At 61.0% G+C, this 16,511-nt stretch carries 17 protein-coding genes and 2 pseudogenes; 6 read left to right on the top strand and 13 right to left on the bottom strand.

The window, feature by feature from the left end:
• Nucleotides 1–149: 149 nt before the first annotated feature.
• On the bottom strand, nucleotides 150–1,115 hold the full coding sequence (locus A9975_RS10175; protein ID WP_174427207.1) for an IS5 family transposase: 966 nt from the start codon (nucleotides 1,113–1,115) through the stop codon (nucleotides 150–152).
• Between the two features lie 102 nt (nucleotides 1,116–1,217).
• On the opposite strand from A9975_RS10175, the gene A9975_RS10170 reads away from it, so the two are divergent.
• Nucleotides 1,218–2,204: a tripartite tricarboxylate transporter substrate binding protein gene (locus A9975_RS10170; RefSeq protein ID WP_183032584.1), complete on the top strand. Its 987-nt coding sequence runs from the start codon at nucleotides 1,218–1,220 to the stop codon at nucleotides 2,202–2,204.
• 2 nt (nucleotides 2,205–2,206) lie between these two features.
• Complete coding sequence (locus A9975_RS10165) at nucleotides 2,207–3,397, top strand: M20 aminoacylase family protein (protein ID WP_183032583.1); 1,191 nt, start codon at nucleotides 2,207–2,209, stop codon at nucleotides 3,395–3,397.
• A gap of 355 nt (nucleotides 3,398–3,752) precedes the next feature.
• Here the strand turns inward: A9975_RS10165 and A9975_RS10160 are convergent, their stop codons facing one another.
• The 3 genes from A9975_RS10160 to A9975_RS10150 are packed head-to-tail and all read right to left on the bottom strand — an operon-like array spanning nucleotide 3,753 to nucleotide 6,695.
• Nucleotides 3,753–4,913 (bottom strand): CaiB/BaiF CoA-transferase family protein, encoded by a 1,161-nt coding sequence (locus A9975_RS10160; RefSeq protein WP_183032582.1) that lies wholly within the window; start codon nucleotides 4,911–4,913, stop codon nucleotides 3,753–3,755.
• Nucleotides 4,914–4,930: 17 nt separating this feature from the next.
• Entirely contained in the window at nucleotides 4,931–5,905 is a 975-nt protein-coding gene (locus A9975_RS10155; RefSeq protein ID WP_183032581.1) for a tripartite tricarboxylate transporter substrate binding protein, read from the bottom strand.
• A gap of 28 nt (nucleotides 5,906–5,933) precedes the next feature.
• The gene (locus tag A9975_RS10150) at nucleotides 5,934–6,695 is read right to left on the bottom strand and encodes an enoyl-CoA hydratase/isomerase family protein (RefSeq protein ID WP_183032580.1); all 762 of its coding nucleotides are present in this window, start codon (nucleotides 6,693–6,695) and stop codon (nucleotides 5,934–5,936) included.
• A gap of 80 nt (nucleotides 6,696–6,775) precedes the next feature.
• Here A9975_RS10150 and A9975_RS10145 point away from each other — a divergent pair, with 80 nt between their 5' ends.
• A complete protein-coding gene (locus tag A9975_RS10145; RefSeq protein ID WP_183032579.1) occupies nucleotides 6,776–7,432 on the top strand; it encodes a GntR family transcriptional regulator in 657 nt (218 codons plus the stop codon).
• Between the two features lie 309 nt (nucleotides 7,433–7,741).
• On the top strand, nucleotides 7,742–7,936 hold the full coding sequence (locus tag A9975_RS10140; protein WP_183032578.1) for a hypothetical protein: 195 nt from the start codon (nucleotides 7,742–7,744) through the stop codon (nucleotides 7,934–7,936).
• A gap of 205 nt (nucleotides 7,937–8,141) precedes the next feature.
• Here the strand turns inward: A9975_RS10140 and A9975_RS10135 are convergent, their stop codons facing one another.
• Nucleotides 8,142–9,116 (bottom strand): alpha/beta fold hydrolase, encoded by a 975-nt coding sequence (locus tag A9975_RS10135; protein ID WP_183032577.1) that lies wholly within the window; start codon nucleotides 9,114–9,116, stop codon nucleotides 8,142–8,144.
• An 82-nt stretch (nucleotides 9,117–9,198) separates the two neighbouring features.
• Between A9975_RS10135 and A9975_RS10130 the strand changes: the two genes are divergently transcribed.
• Complete coding sequence (locus A9975_RS10130; protein ID WP_183032576.1) at nucleotides 9,199–9,636, top strand: Rrf2 family transcriptional regulator; 438 nt, start codon at nucleotides 9,199–9,201, stop codon at nucleotides 9,634–9,636.
• A gap of 951 nt (nucleotides 9,637–10,587) precedes the next feature.
• Here A9975_RS10130 and A9975_RS10125 read toward each other — a convergent pair.
• Nucleotides 10,588–10,760: pseudogene (locus A9975_RS10125) on the bottom strand (IS110 family transposase); the annotation flags it as partial.
• Nucleotides 10,761–10,940: 180 nt separating this feature from the next.
• Between A9975_RS10125 and A9975_RS38540 the strand changes: the two are divergent.
• Nucleotides 10,941–11,363, top strand: a pseudogene (locus A9975_RS38540) (RNA-guided endonuclease InsQ/TnpB family protein).
• 126 nt (nucleotides 11,364–11,489) lie between these two features.
• On the opposite strand, the gene radC reads toward A9975_RS38540, so the two are convergent.
• The 7 genes from radC to A9975_RS10085 form a co-directional block, all read right to left on the bottom strand.
• Nucleotides 11,490–11,999 carry a DNA repair protein RadC gene (gene radC, locus A9975_RS10115; RefSeq protein WP_183032575.1) on the bottom strand — a complete coding sequence of 170 codons (510 nt, stop codon included), beginning with the start codon at nucleotides 11,997–11,999 and terminating at the stop codon, nucleotides 11,490–11,492.
• A 95-nt stretch (nucleotides 12,000–12,094) separates the two neighbouring features.
• On the bottom strand, nucleotides 12,095–12,574 hold the full coding sequence (locus A9975_RS10110) for a hypothetical protein (protein WP_183032574.1): 480 nt from the start codon (nucleotides 12,572–12,574) through the stop codon (nucleotides 12,095–12,097).
• Between the two features lie 84 nt (nucleotides 12,575–12,658).
• On the bottom strand, nucleotides 12,659–12,868 hold the full coding sequence (locus A9975_RS10105; protein WP_183032573.1) for a hypothetical protein: 210 nt from the start codon (nucleotides 12,866–12,868) through the stop codon (nucleotides 12,659–12,661).
• A gap of 67 nt (nucleotides 12,869–12,935) precedes the next feature.
• Complete coding sequence (locus A9975_RS10100) at nucleotides 12,936–13,394, bottom strand: hypothetical protein (RefSeq protein WP_183032572.1); 459 nt, start codon at nucleotides 13,392–13,394, stop codon at nucleotides 12,936–12,938.
• Between the two features lie 176 nt (nucleotides 13,395–13,570).
• Nucleotides 13,571–14,047, bottom strand: a complete 477-nt coding sequence (locus tag A9975_RS10095; protein ID WP_183032571.1) for a hypothetical protein — start codon at nucleotides 14,045–14,047, stop codon at nucleotides 13,571–13,573.
• Between the two features lie 162 nt (nucleotides 14,048–14,209).
• Nucleotides 14,210–14,911, bottom strand: a complete 702-nt coding sequence (locus A9975_RS10090) for an alpha/beta fold hydrolase (RefSeq protein ID WP_183032570.1) — start codon at nucleotides 14,909–14,911, stop codon at nucleotides 14,210–14,212.
• Nucleotides 14,912–14,920: 9 nt separating this feature from the next.
• Nucleotides 14,921–16,432 (bottom strand): carotenoid oxygenase family protein, encoded by a 1,512-nt coding sequence (locus tag A9975_RS10085; protein WP_183032569.1) that lies wholly within the window; start codon nucleotides 16,430–16,432, stop codon nucleotides 14,921–14,923.
• Nucleotides 16,433–16,511: the final 79 nt, after the last annotated feature.

The raw sequence follows: 16,511 nt of genomic DNA, 5'->3' as shown, positions 1-16,511 counted from the left end.
GGATGGTGTTCAAAACGACGTCAGCAGGTTCGTGCTGACAGTGTGAGCGTGACAAGATGAATTTGATGAGCGCTTCGGCCAGAATTCGGCACCGGCTTCGGCATCATCACCGGCGTTGTCGCCCGCGTTTCGCGTCGGCGAAGGCGCACTCATCCTTTGGCGCCCGGCTGCAGTCGATGGCGCATCATCCACAGATTGCTCAAGGCAAACAGCGTCTGCAGTTGCTGCGTGTTCTTCATCAAGCCACGGTAGCGCACCTTCATGTGGCCGAACTGGCGCTTGATGATGCGAAACGGGTGCTCCACCTTGGCGCGGATGCGGGCTTTGACGCGCTCAATGTCGTCTCGCAGCTTGCCCCTCGGTGTGCTCTTATCCAAAGCGCGCCGCTTGCCTGGGCGCATTGCGACGTGCCAGTTGACCGCGATGTCTTGGGTATCGCTACGCTTTTGAATACCTTGGTAACCAGCATCACCGAACACATCGCTCTCCTCGCCATGCAGCAAGGCATGAGCTTGCGTGACATCGTTGACATTGGCTGCTGTGCCCACGACGGTGTGCACCAGCCCCGATTCCGCATCCACACCAATATGCGCCTTCATGCCGAAATGCCATTGGTTCCCCTTCTTGACTTGGTGCATCTCAGGGTCACGCTCGCCTTCCTTGTTCTTCGTGGAACTCGGCGCGGCAATCAACGTGGCATCGACCACCGTGCCTTCCCTGAGCAGGAAGCCTTTGGCATTGAGTTGCTCGTTGACCGTGTTGAGAAACTGCTCGGCAAGCTGGTGTCGTTCGAGCAGATGCCGAAAGCGCAGGATGCTAACGCGGTCAGGCAGGCGGCTCATGCCGCCCAGGCCAGCGAATTCGCGGTACAGCGGCGTGTCATACAACGCTTCTTCCATCGCCACATCGCTCAGACCAAACCATTGCTGCATCAGGTGAATACGCAGCATCGCTGCGAGGGGAAACGGCCGGCGGCCCGTTGCCTTGGTCGGGGCGTGCGGCGCAATCAGCGTCAGAAACTCATCCCAAGGTACCGCGCGCTCCATCTCATCGAGAAACACGCGCTTGCGCGTGCGGCGGTTGCTCAGGTCCAGGCCAAGGTCAGTTTGTTTCATGCACTTATTGTCGCTGGAAAAACCCGTCATGAGTGCCCGGTCTGCGGCGAGTTTTGAACACCATCCTTAACCTTGCGACACACTCTAACTCGCACGCCGGCAATGACCATCAATCGTCGCACCTTTCTCAAAGCAACCGCTCTCAGCAGCCTGGGCGGCATCGAGCTGCCCGCCTTCGCCGCTGACAAATATCCTACCCGTCCAATCTCTCTGGTGGTGCCATTCTCCCCGGGCGGATCGGTTGACGTGTCCGGTCGCCTGATCGCCGAGAGGCTGGGCAGAGCGCTTGGCCATCCTTTCGTGATCGACAACCGGCCCGGCGCCGCAGGCGCGATTGGTTCGACATACGTATCGAAAGCACAGCCAGATGGCTACACCCTCATTGTTACCTCGCAGAGTACGCATGTCGTGAATCCCGCGATGAACCCCAAGCTGCCTTATGACGCGGTGAAGGGCTTCTCGAATATCACGCTCATCAGCCGACTGTCAAACGTGCTGCTGTGCAATGCATCGCTGCCGATTCGCAATTTCGCCGAGCTGGTCAAGTACGCGCGGGCCAATCCAACCGCGCTGAACTATGCAAGTGCCGGGACGGGTTCGGTGTCACACGTCAGCATGGAACTCCTCAAGAGCCAGGCGGGCATCCCGATGACGCATGTTCCCTATCGTGGCGCCGGCGTGGCGCTGACCGACCTGCTCGGCGGACGGGTGCAACTGACCTGGAATAATCTGTCCTCCAACCTGGACCACATCCTGCAAGGCAAGTTGCGAGCGCTGGCCGTGGCTGCGCCCGCGCGCGTGCCGCAACTTCCGGATGTGCCGACTTTTGCCGAACTCAAGCTGCCGGACCTGAATGAGACCTCATGGACCGGCCTTGCCGCCCCGGCCGGGACACCGCATGCGATCGTGCAGCAACTCTATCTGGCGGTACGCAAGATTCTCGCGGAACCTTCGACCCGCCCCATCTGGAACGCGAAGGGCATGATCGTGCCGGAAGACATTACGCCAGAGGCCTATACCAGGGAAACGGAGCAGCGTATCAAGTTCTACCAGCGCATCGCCAAAGACAACCACATTACTTTGGACTGACGATGGCCATCGATTCCAAGGCTGGTACCAAGCTTCCCGACCTGCTCCCGCTACACGACGAACTTGCTGCCCTGCGGCAGCACATCCACCGGCATCCAGAACTGGCATTTGAAGAGTACGACACTGCGGATCTGGTTGCCGGGAAGTTGCAGGAATGGGGATACCAGGTGACCCGTGGCATCGGAAAAACGGGGCTGGTTGGCCAGCTACGCGTGGGAAAGGGTGACAGGCGTCTTGGCCTGCGTGCCGACATGGATGCCCTGCCTATCCAGGAAGACACCGGGCTTCCATACGCCAGCAGCCGGCCCGGCCTCATGCACGCCTGCGGGCACGACGGCCACACTGCCATGCTCCTTGGTGCGGCAAAGCACCTTGCGGCCACGCGAAACTTCTCCGGTACGCTGAACCTGATTTTTCAACCAGCGGAAGAGCGCGGGTTCGACAGCGGCGCCAAGTCCATGGTGGCGGACGGTTTGTTTGAGCGCCTTCCTTGCGACATGGTGTTTGCCATGCACAACCATCCCGGCGTACCCCAAGGCCGGTTCTTGATGCGTCCGGGACCGTTTCTCGCCGCTGGCGACCGGGTATTTATCAAGGTCGTGGGCCTGGGCGGCCACGCCGCGCGCCCTCATCTGGCGGTTGATCCGCTTGTGGCGGCGGCTGCCATCGTCATGGCGATACAGACCGTAGTCTCGCGCAACGTCCCCCCCAACGAATCGGCAGTACTCACTGTTGGCCGGCTACGTGCGGGGGACGCACTGAACGTCATTCCAGGCGAAGCCGAAATCGGCATCAGCGTGCGCTCGTTCAGTCCGGAGGTGCGCGCACTACTGAGGGATCGCATCACCACGCTGGTCAAAATGACTGCCGAATCGTATGGCGCGAAAGCAGAAATCCGCTATGTGGAGGGCTACCCGGTCGTCGACAACGCCGCCGACGCGGTTGCTTTGGCGGCCGAAGTTGCTATGGAGCTTGTTGGCGAGGAGGACGTAGACCGCAACTATCCCAAGATGATGGGTAGCGAAGACTTCGCCTACATGCTGCAGGAATGCCCGGGCGCGCTCGTCCGTATCGGCAACGGCCCATCGGATGGCGGGCGCGGCTTGCACAACCCGCGCTACGACTTCAATGACAGCAACCTGGCGTTGGGAGCAGCGTTTTGGTCCCGATTGACAGAGACATTCCTAGTCTGAGCCCGGCCCAGGAAGCGATCGCGTTATTGCGCTGAGCAGCGGGCATCAGTTCGAGACCGGCAAAAAGCTGCCGCTCACCTCGAAGTTATCGGATGTCTCAGATGGGTCGGGAAGAGACGACCGGGGTAGCGGCGGACCGGGTCCCTTCACCACCAATTCCGACCGCGCCGGTGCAACTCAGAACTTTGACCCGCGCCCACGACAAGATGGGCGGGACGTGGTGAAGGCAAACAACATCACGGCCAACTGAGGCAGCGCAGACCGCTCACGGTGACTCCATGATCCGAAATGCTGTGCTTCGAGCTACTGCCGGCGGACCAGCCGTACTGAGGTGTGACGCTGACTGCCGCGGCTGTCAGCCGGAGAACTCCGCCAGCAGCCGTTCCCGATCCTGATCCAGCGCCGGCGGATTGCGGACCCCCGACAGCACCGTCGCCGCACCGATCTTGACAGGGTTGCCCGCGACCTGCAGCGCCCTGCCGTCGCCAATGCCGATTTCGAGGATCATCCCGCGCGCTTGGACGTGCGGGTTGCTGACCAGTTGCGGAACGCCGTTCATCGGTCCATGCGGGACACCGGCGGCTTCGAGGACCGTTTCCCACTCTGATGTGGTGGCATCAGCCAGGCGCGACTCCAGGCAGGCCTTGAGCAGGACATGGTGTTCGTTGCGCGACGGTACCGTAGCGAACCTTGCCTCCTGTGCCCATTCGCCGCGGCCGAGGGCGTTGCAGAGCTTGGTGAACAAGGCATCATTGCCAACCGCGATGACAATAAAGCCGTCTTTGGTGGCGAACATGTCGAACGGCGTGATCGAAGGGTGGCGGGTGCCGAGCGGCTTTGGCACGCCCCCAGTCGCCGAGTAGCGCGCGATCGGATTCTCCAGCAGCGCGACCTGACAATCCAGCATGGAAATGTCGACGCGCTCGCCCACACCGGTATGCACGCGTTTGAATAGCGCGGACTGGATGCCGATCGTGGCGTACAGTCCTGCCCCGATATCGCCAATCGAAACCCCGACGCGCGCCGGATTGCCGCCCACCTCACCCGTCACGCTCATCAGCCCGCCCATGGCCTGGACCACCATGTCATAGGCCGGGCGGCTGCGATACGGGCCGGTCTGGCCGAAGCCGGAGATAGACGCATACACGAGGCGCGGATAGCGGGAATGCAGGTCCTCCCACGTGAAGCCCAGCTTTTCCATGACACCAGCACGGAAGTTCTCCACCAGCACGTCGGCGGTGGCGAGCATGCGGTCCAGTACCTTGCGGTCAGCAGGGTTCTTGAGGTCCAGCGCGATCGATTCCTTGTTGCGGTTGATCGACGCGAAGTAGGCCGATTCACCATCGACAAACGGGCCAACCTGGCGCGAGTCATCACCGCCGTCCGGGTTCTCGACCTTGATAACCCGTGCTCCGAGGTCGGCAAGCATCATCGTGCAGTATGGGCCCGAAAGCACCCGCGTCAGGTCCACCACAGTGATTCCCGCCAGTGGCAATTGGCCACATTCCTTTGTCATGACGTGCTCCGCTTCATTTAGTCGATCTTTGCGCCGCTCGAGACCGCCAGGTCGACGCCCATCTTGCCTTCTCGTGCGGCGTATTCCTTGAATTCGGCGACTGAGCCGGACACCGAGACTTCATCACCCTGTGCCAGGAATTTCCTTTTCAGTTCCGGATTGGCCATGACCTTTTCGGTGGCAGCGTACAGCTTGTCGATGATCTCCGGCGGCGTCTTCGCCGGTGCGAACAGCCCGTACCACGCGGACAGGTCGTAGCCCTTGACGCCGCCTTCGGCGATGGTCGGCAATTGCGGATGCGCCGGCGAGCGCTGGCCGGACGTCACGGCAATGGCGATGGCCTTGCCGGTGTCGATCATTGGCTTGACCGAAGGCGCCGTGCCGAAGGTCAGTTGCACGTCGCCGGCAGCCACCGCCTGTGCAGACGGAGCGCCGCCCTTGAAGGGCACATGGGTCATCTGCACGCCAGCCAGCTTGGTGAAATACACACCCGCCAAATGCGTGATCACGCCATTACCGGAGGAAGAGTAGTTGAGCGACCCCGGGTGCGCCTTGGCCTGCGCCACCAGGTCGGCCACGCTCTTGATACCTGTGTCCTTGTTGACGACCAGGATCATCGGCGCGGCCACCAGCCGGGTAATCGGCACGAAATCAGAGGGCTGGTACCTGATGTTCTTGTACAGCACCTTGTCGCCGCCCATCAAGCTGGCCGTGGCGATATAGAGCGTATAGCCATCCGCAGGCGCCTTCGACACGAACTCTGCGGCGATGGTGGTGCCTGCGCCCGGTTTGTTGTCGACGATCACCGGCTGTCCCAGTTCGTGGCTCAGTGCATCGCCATACAGACGGGCGGTGTTGTCGGCCCCGCCCCCCGCAGGGAAGCCGATCACCAGACGAATCGGCTTGGTCGGGTAGTCGATTGGGGCTGCATGGGCCGGTAGGGCCAGTACGATTGCGGCCAACGCCGCCAGGCGGAATGCGGTCTTCTTCATTACGGTCGTCTCCTCGGTAGCTGTATCGCTACTTTCCTGTGAACTGCGGCTGGCGCTTCTCTTTCCACGCCGCCGCGCCTTCCCGAAGATCCGCGGAGGTCTCCGAGCGATAAATGTCCCGCTGCAGCGCTTCGGCATCCAGCGCGCCACGGGCAATCGCGTTCAGGTGGATCTTCATGCCGAGCAGCGCGATCGGCGCCATGCCAGTCAGTTGCTGTGAGAGCTCGTCCACGCGGGACGGCAGCATCGACGCATCGACGATTTCCGTCAGGAAGCCGATGCGCAGCATTTCCTGCGCGTCGATCTTGTCTGTCGTCAGGAACAGGTGCTTGGCCGCGTTCAATCCCAGCCGGGAAACGTAGCGCTCCATGCCACCGCGATAGAAGTGCAGGCCGAGCCGAGCGGCCGGCATGAACATGTCGCAGCCGGGTACGCCGATACGAAAGTCGCAGGCTAAGCAAAGGTCGGTAGCACCGCCATAGACGCCGCCATTGACGGCGGCGATTGTGACCGGGCGCGCCATCTCGACTGCGTCCATGACTTCACCGAAGTTCAGCGCGCCTTCGTCGGCCTTACCAGCGAGCGACCCGATGTCATAACCGCTGCAGAAGTACTTGCCCGAACTGACAAAGCGCAGCACCAGCACGCGCTCCATCTCATTGACAGCGTCGATGTGGTCGCGCAGCGTTCGCAGGTCGCCTGGACTGAGACGATTGGCGACTTCGGGGCGGCGCAGGCCGATTGTGGCAATGGGGCCATCCAAAGTCAGTCGAGGCGCGTTATCATCCATGCCGCAATATCTCCGTGTCAACTTGATATATTATTAAAGACTACAGATATTTTCATACCGTGACAAATAAGGGTATACCCGTGCAATCGCTACAAGATCAGATCCGAGAACGTGTCGTTTCTGCCATCCAGTCCGGCACCATGCGCCCGGGTGCGCAAATCGACGAGAAAGCGTTGGCTGACGAATTCGAAAGCTCGCGCACGCCGGTGCGGGAAGCACTGCTGATGCTCGCCGCGCAGGGACTCGTCACCATCGTGCCGCGCGCCGGCATGTTCGTGTACAAGCCCAACGCGGCAGAGCTGGTCGCTATGTTCGAAACGCTGGCGGAAATGGAGGGCGTGGTCGCGCGGCTGGCGACGCAACGGATATCAGCAGCGGGCAAGAAGGTTCTTGCGCAGGCGCACAAGGCGGCCGGGCCGTATGTAGAGCAACGCGACACGGCGAGCTATATCGAGGCCAACCGCAAGTTCCACGAGGTGCTTTACCAGGCCGCGGCAAACCCGTTCCTGACCGAGCAGATCGTGCAGCTACGGAGGCGGCTGGCGATCTACTGGCAACAGAAGGGCCTGATCAACGATGCGCGCGTGCCGAGCTCATATCGGGAACACGGCTATGTCGTCGAAGCCGTGCTCGTTGGCAATCCGGATGGCGCGGCGGAGGCGATGCGCACGCATATCTCCGCCGGGGGAACGGCAATCGCGGACCTGGTGCTCCTGGCGGGCGCCGAAGCGGAATAAGCACACACATCAGGCGGGATGTTCGTGCGACTGGGATCAACCCCAAGGGTTCAGCCTTCGTCGCATAGACTTTCCCAAACAGAAGCTGCACGGTTCGTGGTTGTTGTTGTCAATGCCGTTTCACATGCGATCCCCATCTGATGTCATTGCTCGTCTAATCGACTACTGGCAGACCGACGTCCCTCACCGGCCAGAGGATAGGAGTAGGAAACGGCTTTCGCCGTCCCCTCCCTCCGAACCCGGTGTGCGGTTTCCCCGCGACGGGCTCTCCAGTCAGTTGTTTCCACATCGGGATTGGCGCGCCAATTGATGAGCCTCGTACTTCGTGAACAGCCCAAGATTGGCGAAGAAGGCATTTGGCCATCGACTGTGATCGCGAAAGCATCGGCCCTGACCTGGACGATGTGGCTGTCGGCGCAGGACCGCTCGCAGTCAACGACGAACAGAGCCGTCGACGGAAGAGAAGGTGTATCGGTGGGCATGCCGGAAGTAAGGCTGCGCTAGCAGGAGGGTGTTGCAATGACCGGTTGAATCCGCAGGCAGCGTCGGCCACTGGGTGTCGGCCGCCTGCGTGACCGCTACTGGCCCCGGGAGGTGACCTCCGCCCGCCGCTACCCAGTTGTCTCTTCTCGCCCCTTCTCCGACATACCCTCCTGAGCACGGAATGTCTGCTAACCGTAGTTGATCCATCAGACCACGCCGGAGTGAATCAAAGCTCGCGAAGAAACTCAATCAACGCGGAGTTAACGAAATCCGGCGCCTCTTGCTGTAGCCAGTGCCCTGCTCGCGGAACCACTCGAGAGGCGCGCAGGTTTGGCACGATCTGGGGCATGGCGCCAATGATTTCTTGCATGCCTGGAATTGCCAGACCCGTGTCTCGCTCGCCAACAAGGTATAGGGCGGGAACCTCGACCAACAGGCCCTCGAAAGCGGCTTGCACTTCCCAGTTGCGGTCGAGGTTGCGATAGTAGTTCAATCCGCCGCGAAAGCCAGAAACGCTGAATGCCTGAACAAATTTGTCCAGGTCGGCGGGAGCGAGCCACGCAGGCAACGAGGACGGATCATACAAAGAGTCAAGGAGCCCGCCACTCCGTAGCAGAAGTCCAAAAGGATTAGGTGTATTCGCGTCGCGGACACCTACATCGCCCGATGCAGAAAAATAGATCTTGCGCAATGTGGCCACAACGTCACGCTCAAGTTCTGTTTCGGCCAACCCTGGTTGGGAAAAGTAATGTGTGTAGAACCACGTGTGATCGGTCTGCGGAAAAAGCCGACTCGGCGCCATCGGCGCGCGGCCCATCATTGGCACACCGAGCGCAGCGACCGCACGAAAGCGGTCGGGCCGAAGCATCGCGGCCTGCCAGGCGATGGTTGCGCCCCAATCATTCCCCACGACGACTGCGTCGCGTTCTCCGAGCATATCAACAAGCGCAACCAGGTCAGCGACAACGTCCAAGGTTGTGTACTGTCCGATCACCGCTGGACACTCGCTTGATCCGTAGCCACGCAAATCTGGGGCAACAGCGCGGAAGCCGCCGCGCGCAAGTGCCCCCAGTTGGTGCCGCCAGGCATACGAGGTCTCGGGAAAGCCGTGACAAAGCAACACTAACGGACCATCGCCCTGTTCAGCGACGTGCAGGCGGATGCCGTTGGTTTCAATATAGGTTTGACGGTATGCACTCATGTTTGCTTGAATAGACAGTTGTACACAAGAATCTCGACATATCGTAACATCTTAAGTTACTCATTTCCAAGTTTTCAAAGTTATGCAACGTGATACCCGGCTGGCTCGACTTCTGCACGTACTCATCCACATGCATCTTCGCGGCGGCGCGACCACTTCAGAGACGATCGCGCAGATGCTGCATACGAACCCCGTCGTTGTTCGCCGCACAATGGCTGCGCTACGCGAAGCTGGATATGCGAGGTCTACAGGCGGCCCAGGCGGAGGTTGGGCACTCGCATGTGACCTCAATGCTCTTACGGTGAGAGACGTTTACGTGGCCATCGCGCACACCGCATTGTTCGCGGTCGGCCCGGCCGACGACAATCGCAATTGCCCGGTAGAGGCGGCGGTAAATCGGCACATCAGTGAGGCCTTGTGTTCAGCAGAAAATACGTTGCTTCAACTGTTTGGCGAAAAGCGACTCTCACAGATCGCGCACGACGCGACCTCGTCAAAGTCGGGCAAGACGACCACCTAATTCGGGTGCCATGGAATGGGTATTTATGGAGGCAAGTCGCGCGGCCATGCATGACAACGAGTTCTCCGACGACCGGTTGAATCCTCAGCCTGCAAGCGGCCGTTGATTTGATCGCTGTCAATGTCCCTTCCTGGGCCGGGAAGCGACCTCGGCCCGCCGCTACCCGGTTGTACCTTCGCAACCCGTCACTGCCGTTCGCCCCCCGGGCTGAGGTACGGTGGTTGTCGGGTCGGCTACGGCCATCACCACAATTGGGACTTCAATACGGCGGGCGCGATCTCTACGAGAGGGCAACCGGCAAAAGCCTCTTCGCGGCACTGAAGACGGAGATCGCGGATCTCGCCGGCATGCAAGACTACCGTCCGACGGACGGGCATTACGTGTCGGGAGAACAGTGCGCTCATGAAGCGCTTGCGTGCCGAGTGGAGGTTGGAGTCCCTCAAAACATCCCCCCACTCCGCTACGACGCGCCCTCCATGGACAATCATGCCGGCAGTCGATCTTCCTGCCTTGCGTAAGCACTGGCCCGCTCGGCCTCCTCCTGCGAGAACCCTTCTGCCGCGGGGAGCGGCCCGCGTCCATTCGGCGCCTGGGAACCGTGACGGGACGCGCTGCCGGCCGGCACCGGATACCGAAGGCTGGTCCGGCACGCACGCGCCGAGCGCGGATTCCGCCGTCGCGAACAGCACGACGGCGATCTGCGCAAGCATGTAGCGTTTCATCGATCAGTCCTGTCGCCGGGCGACCGGCAATAGGGCATGTGGCGGCCCGAAAACGTTCGAGAAGGGACCTCCGCTATCAGGTTGCCGCATCGGCTCTTCCCGACCCACTTCCGCCCTGTGACCCTGCGTGGCCTTAACGGCAGCCTCCAGGTGAATTCTGGCCAGTATCAGGTGTGTAGCCAACGGCAAAGATCCATCGATATGCACCTTCCTCCGCTCTCGACAATCAAGCGCCCGAGCAGGCTTCCATGCCGATCAGGCACGGCGTCAATTGGGCGATCAGCGGGCTGAACTGGTCGCGAGCAAACGCAGTTTGATCAACACCGCCTTGCCGGCCTCATCCACGCCGTGGACGGCAAACACGTTCTTGGCAAGATCGATTCCGACGGTGACAATTAGCATGGATTTCCCCTCTTGTTGGTGTTGATGAAGGTCGAGAACTTCATCATGACACGTTGATGCCGATTCGCGGCTTCCGCCGCAGCCTCGGGACGGGGAAGTCCCTTTCATTCGCTTAAGCGCTTCTATCGCGAGTCTGAGCAAGCGCTCGGCATCGCTCAACGAGCGAACAAGAAGCGCCGCGTGAAGGCAATCCACGCCAAGATCGCAAGCCAGCGCAAGGACGTCATCCATAAGGAAACATCGGCGCTGGTCAAAAGACATGCAGGAATCTTCGTAGGCAACGTGAACGCGAAAGCGCTGGCAAAAACGAGTATGGCGAAGTCCGTACACGACGCCGCATGGACCGCGTTCCGGACACAACTCAAGTACAAGGCCATCAGGCAATGTGTGGTGTTCGCAGAGGTCAACGAAGCGTTTTCAACCCAAACGTGCTCGTGCTGCGGAGTCATATCCGCGAGCAGTCCGAAAGGTAGGGCCGGCCTTGGAATAAGGTAGTGGACGTGCTGTTCGTGCGGGTCGGTCCACGACCGCGACACGAACGCGGCCCGGAACATTGCCCGCCTGGGACTTCAGGCGCTCGCTGGAGGAATCTCCGACGGTTAGCCCGGAGAGGAAGTCAAAGACGCTGAGCCTGTTCTTTTGCTTCGATCAGCTTGTCGCGGCAGGCCTTAGTTAGCACCAGTGACGCCCGCGGTCTGCTGCTTCAGAAAGGGGCCGAAGCCCCAATCCTCAAATCAAACCGTGTTCGGCAAAGGACGTGGTGGCATTGCCGGCCACGATGACATGATCCAGCGCGCGGACATCCACCAGCGCCAGAGCGCTTTTGAGCCGCAGGGTCAGCGCCTGGTCGGCTTCGCTCGGTTCGGAGCTTCCGCTCGGATGGTTGTGAGATAGGATCACCGCCGCTGCGTTGAGCCGAAGTGCCTCCTTAACGACCTCGCGCGGATGCACCGATGCGCTATCGATCGTTCCGCGGAACATCTCGACGTAATTGATGAGACGATGCTGTGCGTCAAGGTACAGTACAGAGAACACCTCGCACTCCAAGCCAGCCAGCTTGGCCCGCAGGTACTCCCTGACCGCCGCAGGCGACGAGAAGGAAGCACCACGCTGCATCTTCTGGTCAATGACTTGGCGCGCAGCGTCCAGAATCTCCTCCGCAGTCGCCAGCGCATAGCGCCCGTGAGCGTCACGCACTAGCAAAGCGGCATCGAACGAGGAAAAGGAAAATTGTGACATGATCGTGCTCCGGTTGCTCGGGCGGAATCGCCCGGAAGCCGGAAGCGCTCCCGTTCGGGTGGCACTCCCGGACGGGTCAAAGAAAGGATTCTGGTTTAGTGGCGACCTATCGCCGGCGCTGCCACCGTTGGCGTCCAGCCGAGCGCCATCCAGTACGCGACGGGATGGTCGGGGAAGTCAGGTACCGCACCGAGATACAGGGGCGGCACCTCATCCGGCGCGCGCATACCAGTCCAGCATTCCTCACGATATCGCCGGCTCAGCAGAGTCCAGGTGAGTTCCGCGCGGGCAATATGGTCCCAGGTCGTTGGGAGCTTCGATTCGTCGAAGCGACCTTCGCCGCGACGGTTCATGCATGCGACAACCTCGTAGTACCGTCCAAGGTCATGAGAAAAGCCCTGCCGTTGGAATGTCAGCTGCTCTGGCGGCGGAAAGCCGAAGATCCGCTGCAGTTGGCGCATATAAACGGCGGTCTCGCTACGCGAGCGTGCCACATAGTCGGGATCGCCGACCTGAGCGCACGCCTCTTCGGCAGGGACGGGTCCGACTTCGATCCGGATGGGGAGAAGGTTCATTGTCGCTTTCAAGTAGTAACGTCCGGGGAAGCCCCACAGGGGGCGTTCCCCAGTGGGTGAGAGTGCGAACGACCGGCCTTACGCCTAGCCGATTTGGCTATTGCCGGCATCCAGCGTAGCTAGCGCCCTGAGCAGACAGCCAACCAAAAGCAGCGCACCTATGGCGGCGCACGACAGCAGTTGCTGCAACAGAACAGCGTCGTCCCGTGTCGCCATCAGGAAATACGGGACCGACAGCAGGTCCAGCATCAGCGCGACAACGACACAGGCGGCAAAACGAGTGGAGAAGATCATGATGGCTCCGCGTGGAAGGAGCTTCGCCCATGGGGGCGAGGCCCCACAGGGTGGAAAGAAGTATGGATCAGTAGTGATCCAACAAGAACTGGCCGCGATGCTTCTCGACAAACGCGAGCAGCTTGTTGCCAGGCTCAGACTCGAAGCGGAACTCGCACCAGCCTTTAAAGAGCGCGAGTTGGAGACCAGGCAGCGTCACCGCCCTTCTGCCCAGGCAGCCGTACAGATCGAGCGGGAGAAGTTCGGCCGCGAGGTCATCCAAGCCGCAACTTTCAGCGAAGGCCATCACCGCGTTGAGCGCAGCATCCATGGTCTGGACACTTGTCGAAGTCAGGCGTCCGGCTTCGGACACCTGGAAGCTCTTGCGCAACACCACCGCACCGACAGGCTTGCGGTCCAAGGCAAGCTTGGACAACACGAACCGGCGGGTGATTTCGATGGCGGCGTGTCGAGCACGATCGCAAGGGCCAGAGTGGGCTGCAGCAATACGCGACGGCGGTGATGCCTGTTGGGAAACGAATTGCATGGGAATGCTCCGGAAAGGGAACACGCCCATCCGGGACGTGAGTCCCGAGGGGGTGAAAACTGCCAGCATGAGCCGGGCAGTTGTGCTAGCCATCGTTGAGATGGCGGGGTCGATGCGCCTAAGACGCGAGAATTGCCGAGAGAATACCGCAAAGCCGCCAACGGTGGAAGACCATGCTAGCCCGATCGCCCTTGCCTGCGCAGGTGGTTAATGAACGCCCAACGGTAGCGTTCGCGCTCAGCCGGATCCTGCAGATGCGTGAAATCCGGCATCGGCCCGCTGGCGACGGCTGAGCCATCCTCCTCGCGGATTCGGCCGGCGTCGATGGCCTCTTGGCGGTAAAGCTTCGCCATTCCCCAACCGATTTCCGAGAATGCAACATAGTCCCAACGACCAGGGATTATGTCCCTGTTGAACCAGGCCTCCCCGGCGTGCGACACCAGGGCAACCACGTCATAGATGCTGCCCAAAGGGGACGGGTTCGCTCGCACCTCGAACCGCAGTACCTCCGGCTCGGGATGCCAGAACACGCGGTCCAACATACGCCGGAAGGCGAAGGCATCAATCGTGGTCAGGGCCTGATAGCACTCGCCCCCAGGCGAGACCATCTCCCGCTCCGAGGCGGGACGCGGGCCGAGCGAAACCTCTCTCATCGAAGCGGCTTACCGTAAAAGCGACGCGAAATCATACAGCTTTCCAAGGCTGACGCCACCCAATCTCGCGCCAAAATGCTCTCTGGAGAGCTGCGCCCGCCTTGACAACGCTGGCCGGCCTCCCCACCGCTCGCAAAAGCGTGGAGGAAGGGAATTTCTGCGCTAGCTGGTCCCGACACCCATCCAATCCGTCAATGCACGCACCAGTTTCCGCGGCTGCTCTAGCGGCACCAAATGCCCTGCGGCCGCGACGACCCGCAGCTCGGCGCCGGGAACGCCTAGCGCAACCTGGCGCAGAACTTCCTCGGGAAACACCCTATCGTGCGAGCCGCACACTACCAGCGTTGGTTTGCTGCCGTCCAGCAACCGGGAGCGATCTGGCCGGTCGATGACCGCCTGCACATGCGCAAGGTAACGTTCAACGCCATAGGCACGCACCATGACACGGCGCTCCGACATCAGGTCAGCGTCCTGCAGATTACTCGGATGAAAAGCACTGGCCGCCTGTGCTTCGATCATGTCGAAGTAGCGGCCCTCGCGAGCCGTGGCCATGGATATGCGTCGTTTCTCCCGCTGTTCCGGCGAGTCCGAATAAGGTGCCGAGCAAATCAGGGCAATGCCTTCGATGCGCTCGGGCACAGATTCCAGCAACGCCAGTGCCACATAGCCCCCGAACGAAAAGCCGCCCAGCCAGAAGCGCTTGGGCAGCACTGGCAGCAGTGCCTCGGCGATGGCCTCCACAGACGACAACGGCGGGCAGTCCACCCCGATGCCGCGCACCGATGGCGGCAGGGCCGCCAGTGTCCGGGCGAACACCATCCGGGTATTGTTCAGCCCTGGCACCAGAACGAGGTTCTTTTGCATGACGCCGTCTCAGGGCAAGTATGCCGCGCCACGGTTCTCGCCCGCAATGCGGTCAGGCTCCACCCAGCAAGCATGCGTACCCATTGAGATGCGATGCGGCAGGATGATTTGCGCAATCGGACCCGCGGCGATATCGCTGGCGTCGAGGATCAGACATTCCGAGCGATTGGCGGTCATGTCGGTGACGAAGGTCATCAGGTAGCCGTCGTCCTCCTCCTTGGCGCCGATGCGGCGCGCCATCTGCGGCTCACTGCCATAACGGCCCTTGCCATACTCGTAGCGCTGGGTCGCGCCCGTCAACATGTCATAGCGCTTCAGGCCACGGAACAACCATTCGCCTTTTTCGTATAGAACGTTATAGCTGTAGCGGTACGGGCGGCCAACATAGTCGTTGCTACAGATTGGGAACTCCGTGATCTCGTCGTCGATCTGCTCCTCGCGCGTCCGGCCGGTTTTCAGGTTGAATCGCCACCGGTACATCAGCGTCGGGTTGTTATGTTTGTCGAGATGAGCGCGGATCTTGTGGTAGGCGGCCTGCTTGCTGCCGTCATTCTGCCCCACGCTCGGCTTGTGCGGGTCCGGCATGATGCATCCATCCATCACGACCTCGTCGCCGTCCTCGTAACAGTTCGCCAGATGTAGGATGTGACAAGGCGTGCCCTCGAACCAGCGCACCTGCGCATTGTCGCCGTGGCGCGGCACGATGCCGAAGCGAGCCGGAATGTCACGGTGGAACGCCAGCTTGCGCTCGCCGCGCTTCAGCGCTTCGGGATCGAAGAAAAACGGCAGGTCATGCAGAATCGTGTAGTTCCTGGTAATGCCCAGGTCATGCGGCCAGCGCGGCCCAGGCAGTTCGATCGGCACGTAGTGCACCAGGCGGTTGTGGCGATCAATCACACCGTAATGCATATGCGGCCAGCGTTCAGGGTAATTGAAGAACATCATCTCGCCCGTCTCGGCATCGACCTTATAGTGAGACGCCACACCATCCGGCACCTCGCGCGCCCAGTTCACGTCCGGCCCCAGCGTCTCGAGAGACAGCGGATCCAGCCGCCACGGCTCGCTACCCTGCGACATCGAGGCGAGCAGCTTTCCCGCATGGCAGATGACGTCGGTGCCGGCGTTGTCCTTCATGGCACCCATCGAGCCCCAGCCGCGGCGCGAATACAACTGTGGCGACAGCATGCCTGGCCAGAGCGACCGACCAGCGGCTTTTTCGGCAAGAAAACCGGTGGTCTGCACATAGCGGTTGCGGTAAGTGGCGCGACCGTCTTCGAAATGGATGGCGTGCAGCATGCCGTCGCCGTCGAAAGGATGGTAGATGCCGATCGACTCATGCACCTGATTGTGCGTATTGCGCACGTAGATGCCGTGCAGATCCCTGGGGATTTCGCCGATAACCTGCATGGCGCCGGTATCCGCAGTGTATTCGTCCTGGTTGGGCGTAAATGGCCCGTTGAGGAAGGGATGGTCGTTGTCCGCCGAGATCGTGGACGGAACGTGATTGACGATTTCCAGCATGATGGATCCTCACTCTGCTTGCCTGGTGCATCCTTGATGCGCCAACGGCTTCTCTTGGGGTTTCCCTACGGCTCGCGAT

This window comes from Cupriavidus sp. UME77, from assembly GCF_014170355.1.
GTDB lineage: Bacteria > Pseudomonadota > Gammaproteobacteria > Burkholderiales > Burkholderiaceae > Cupriavidus > Cupriavidus basilensis.
This window is presented reverse-complemented; position numbering and strand designations above follow the sequence as displayed.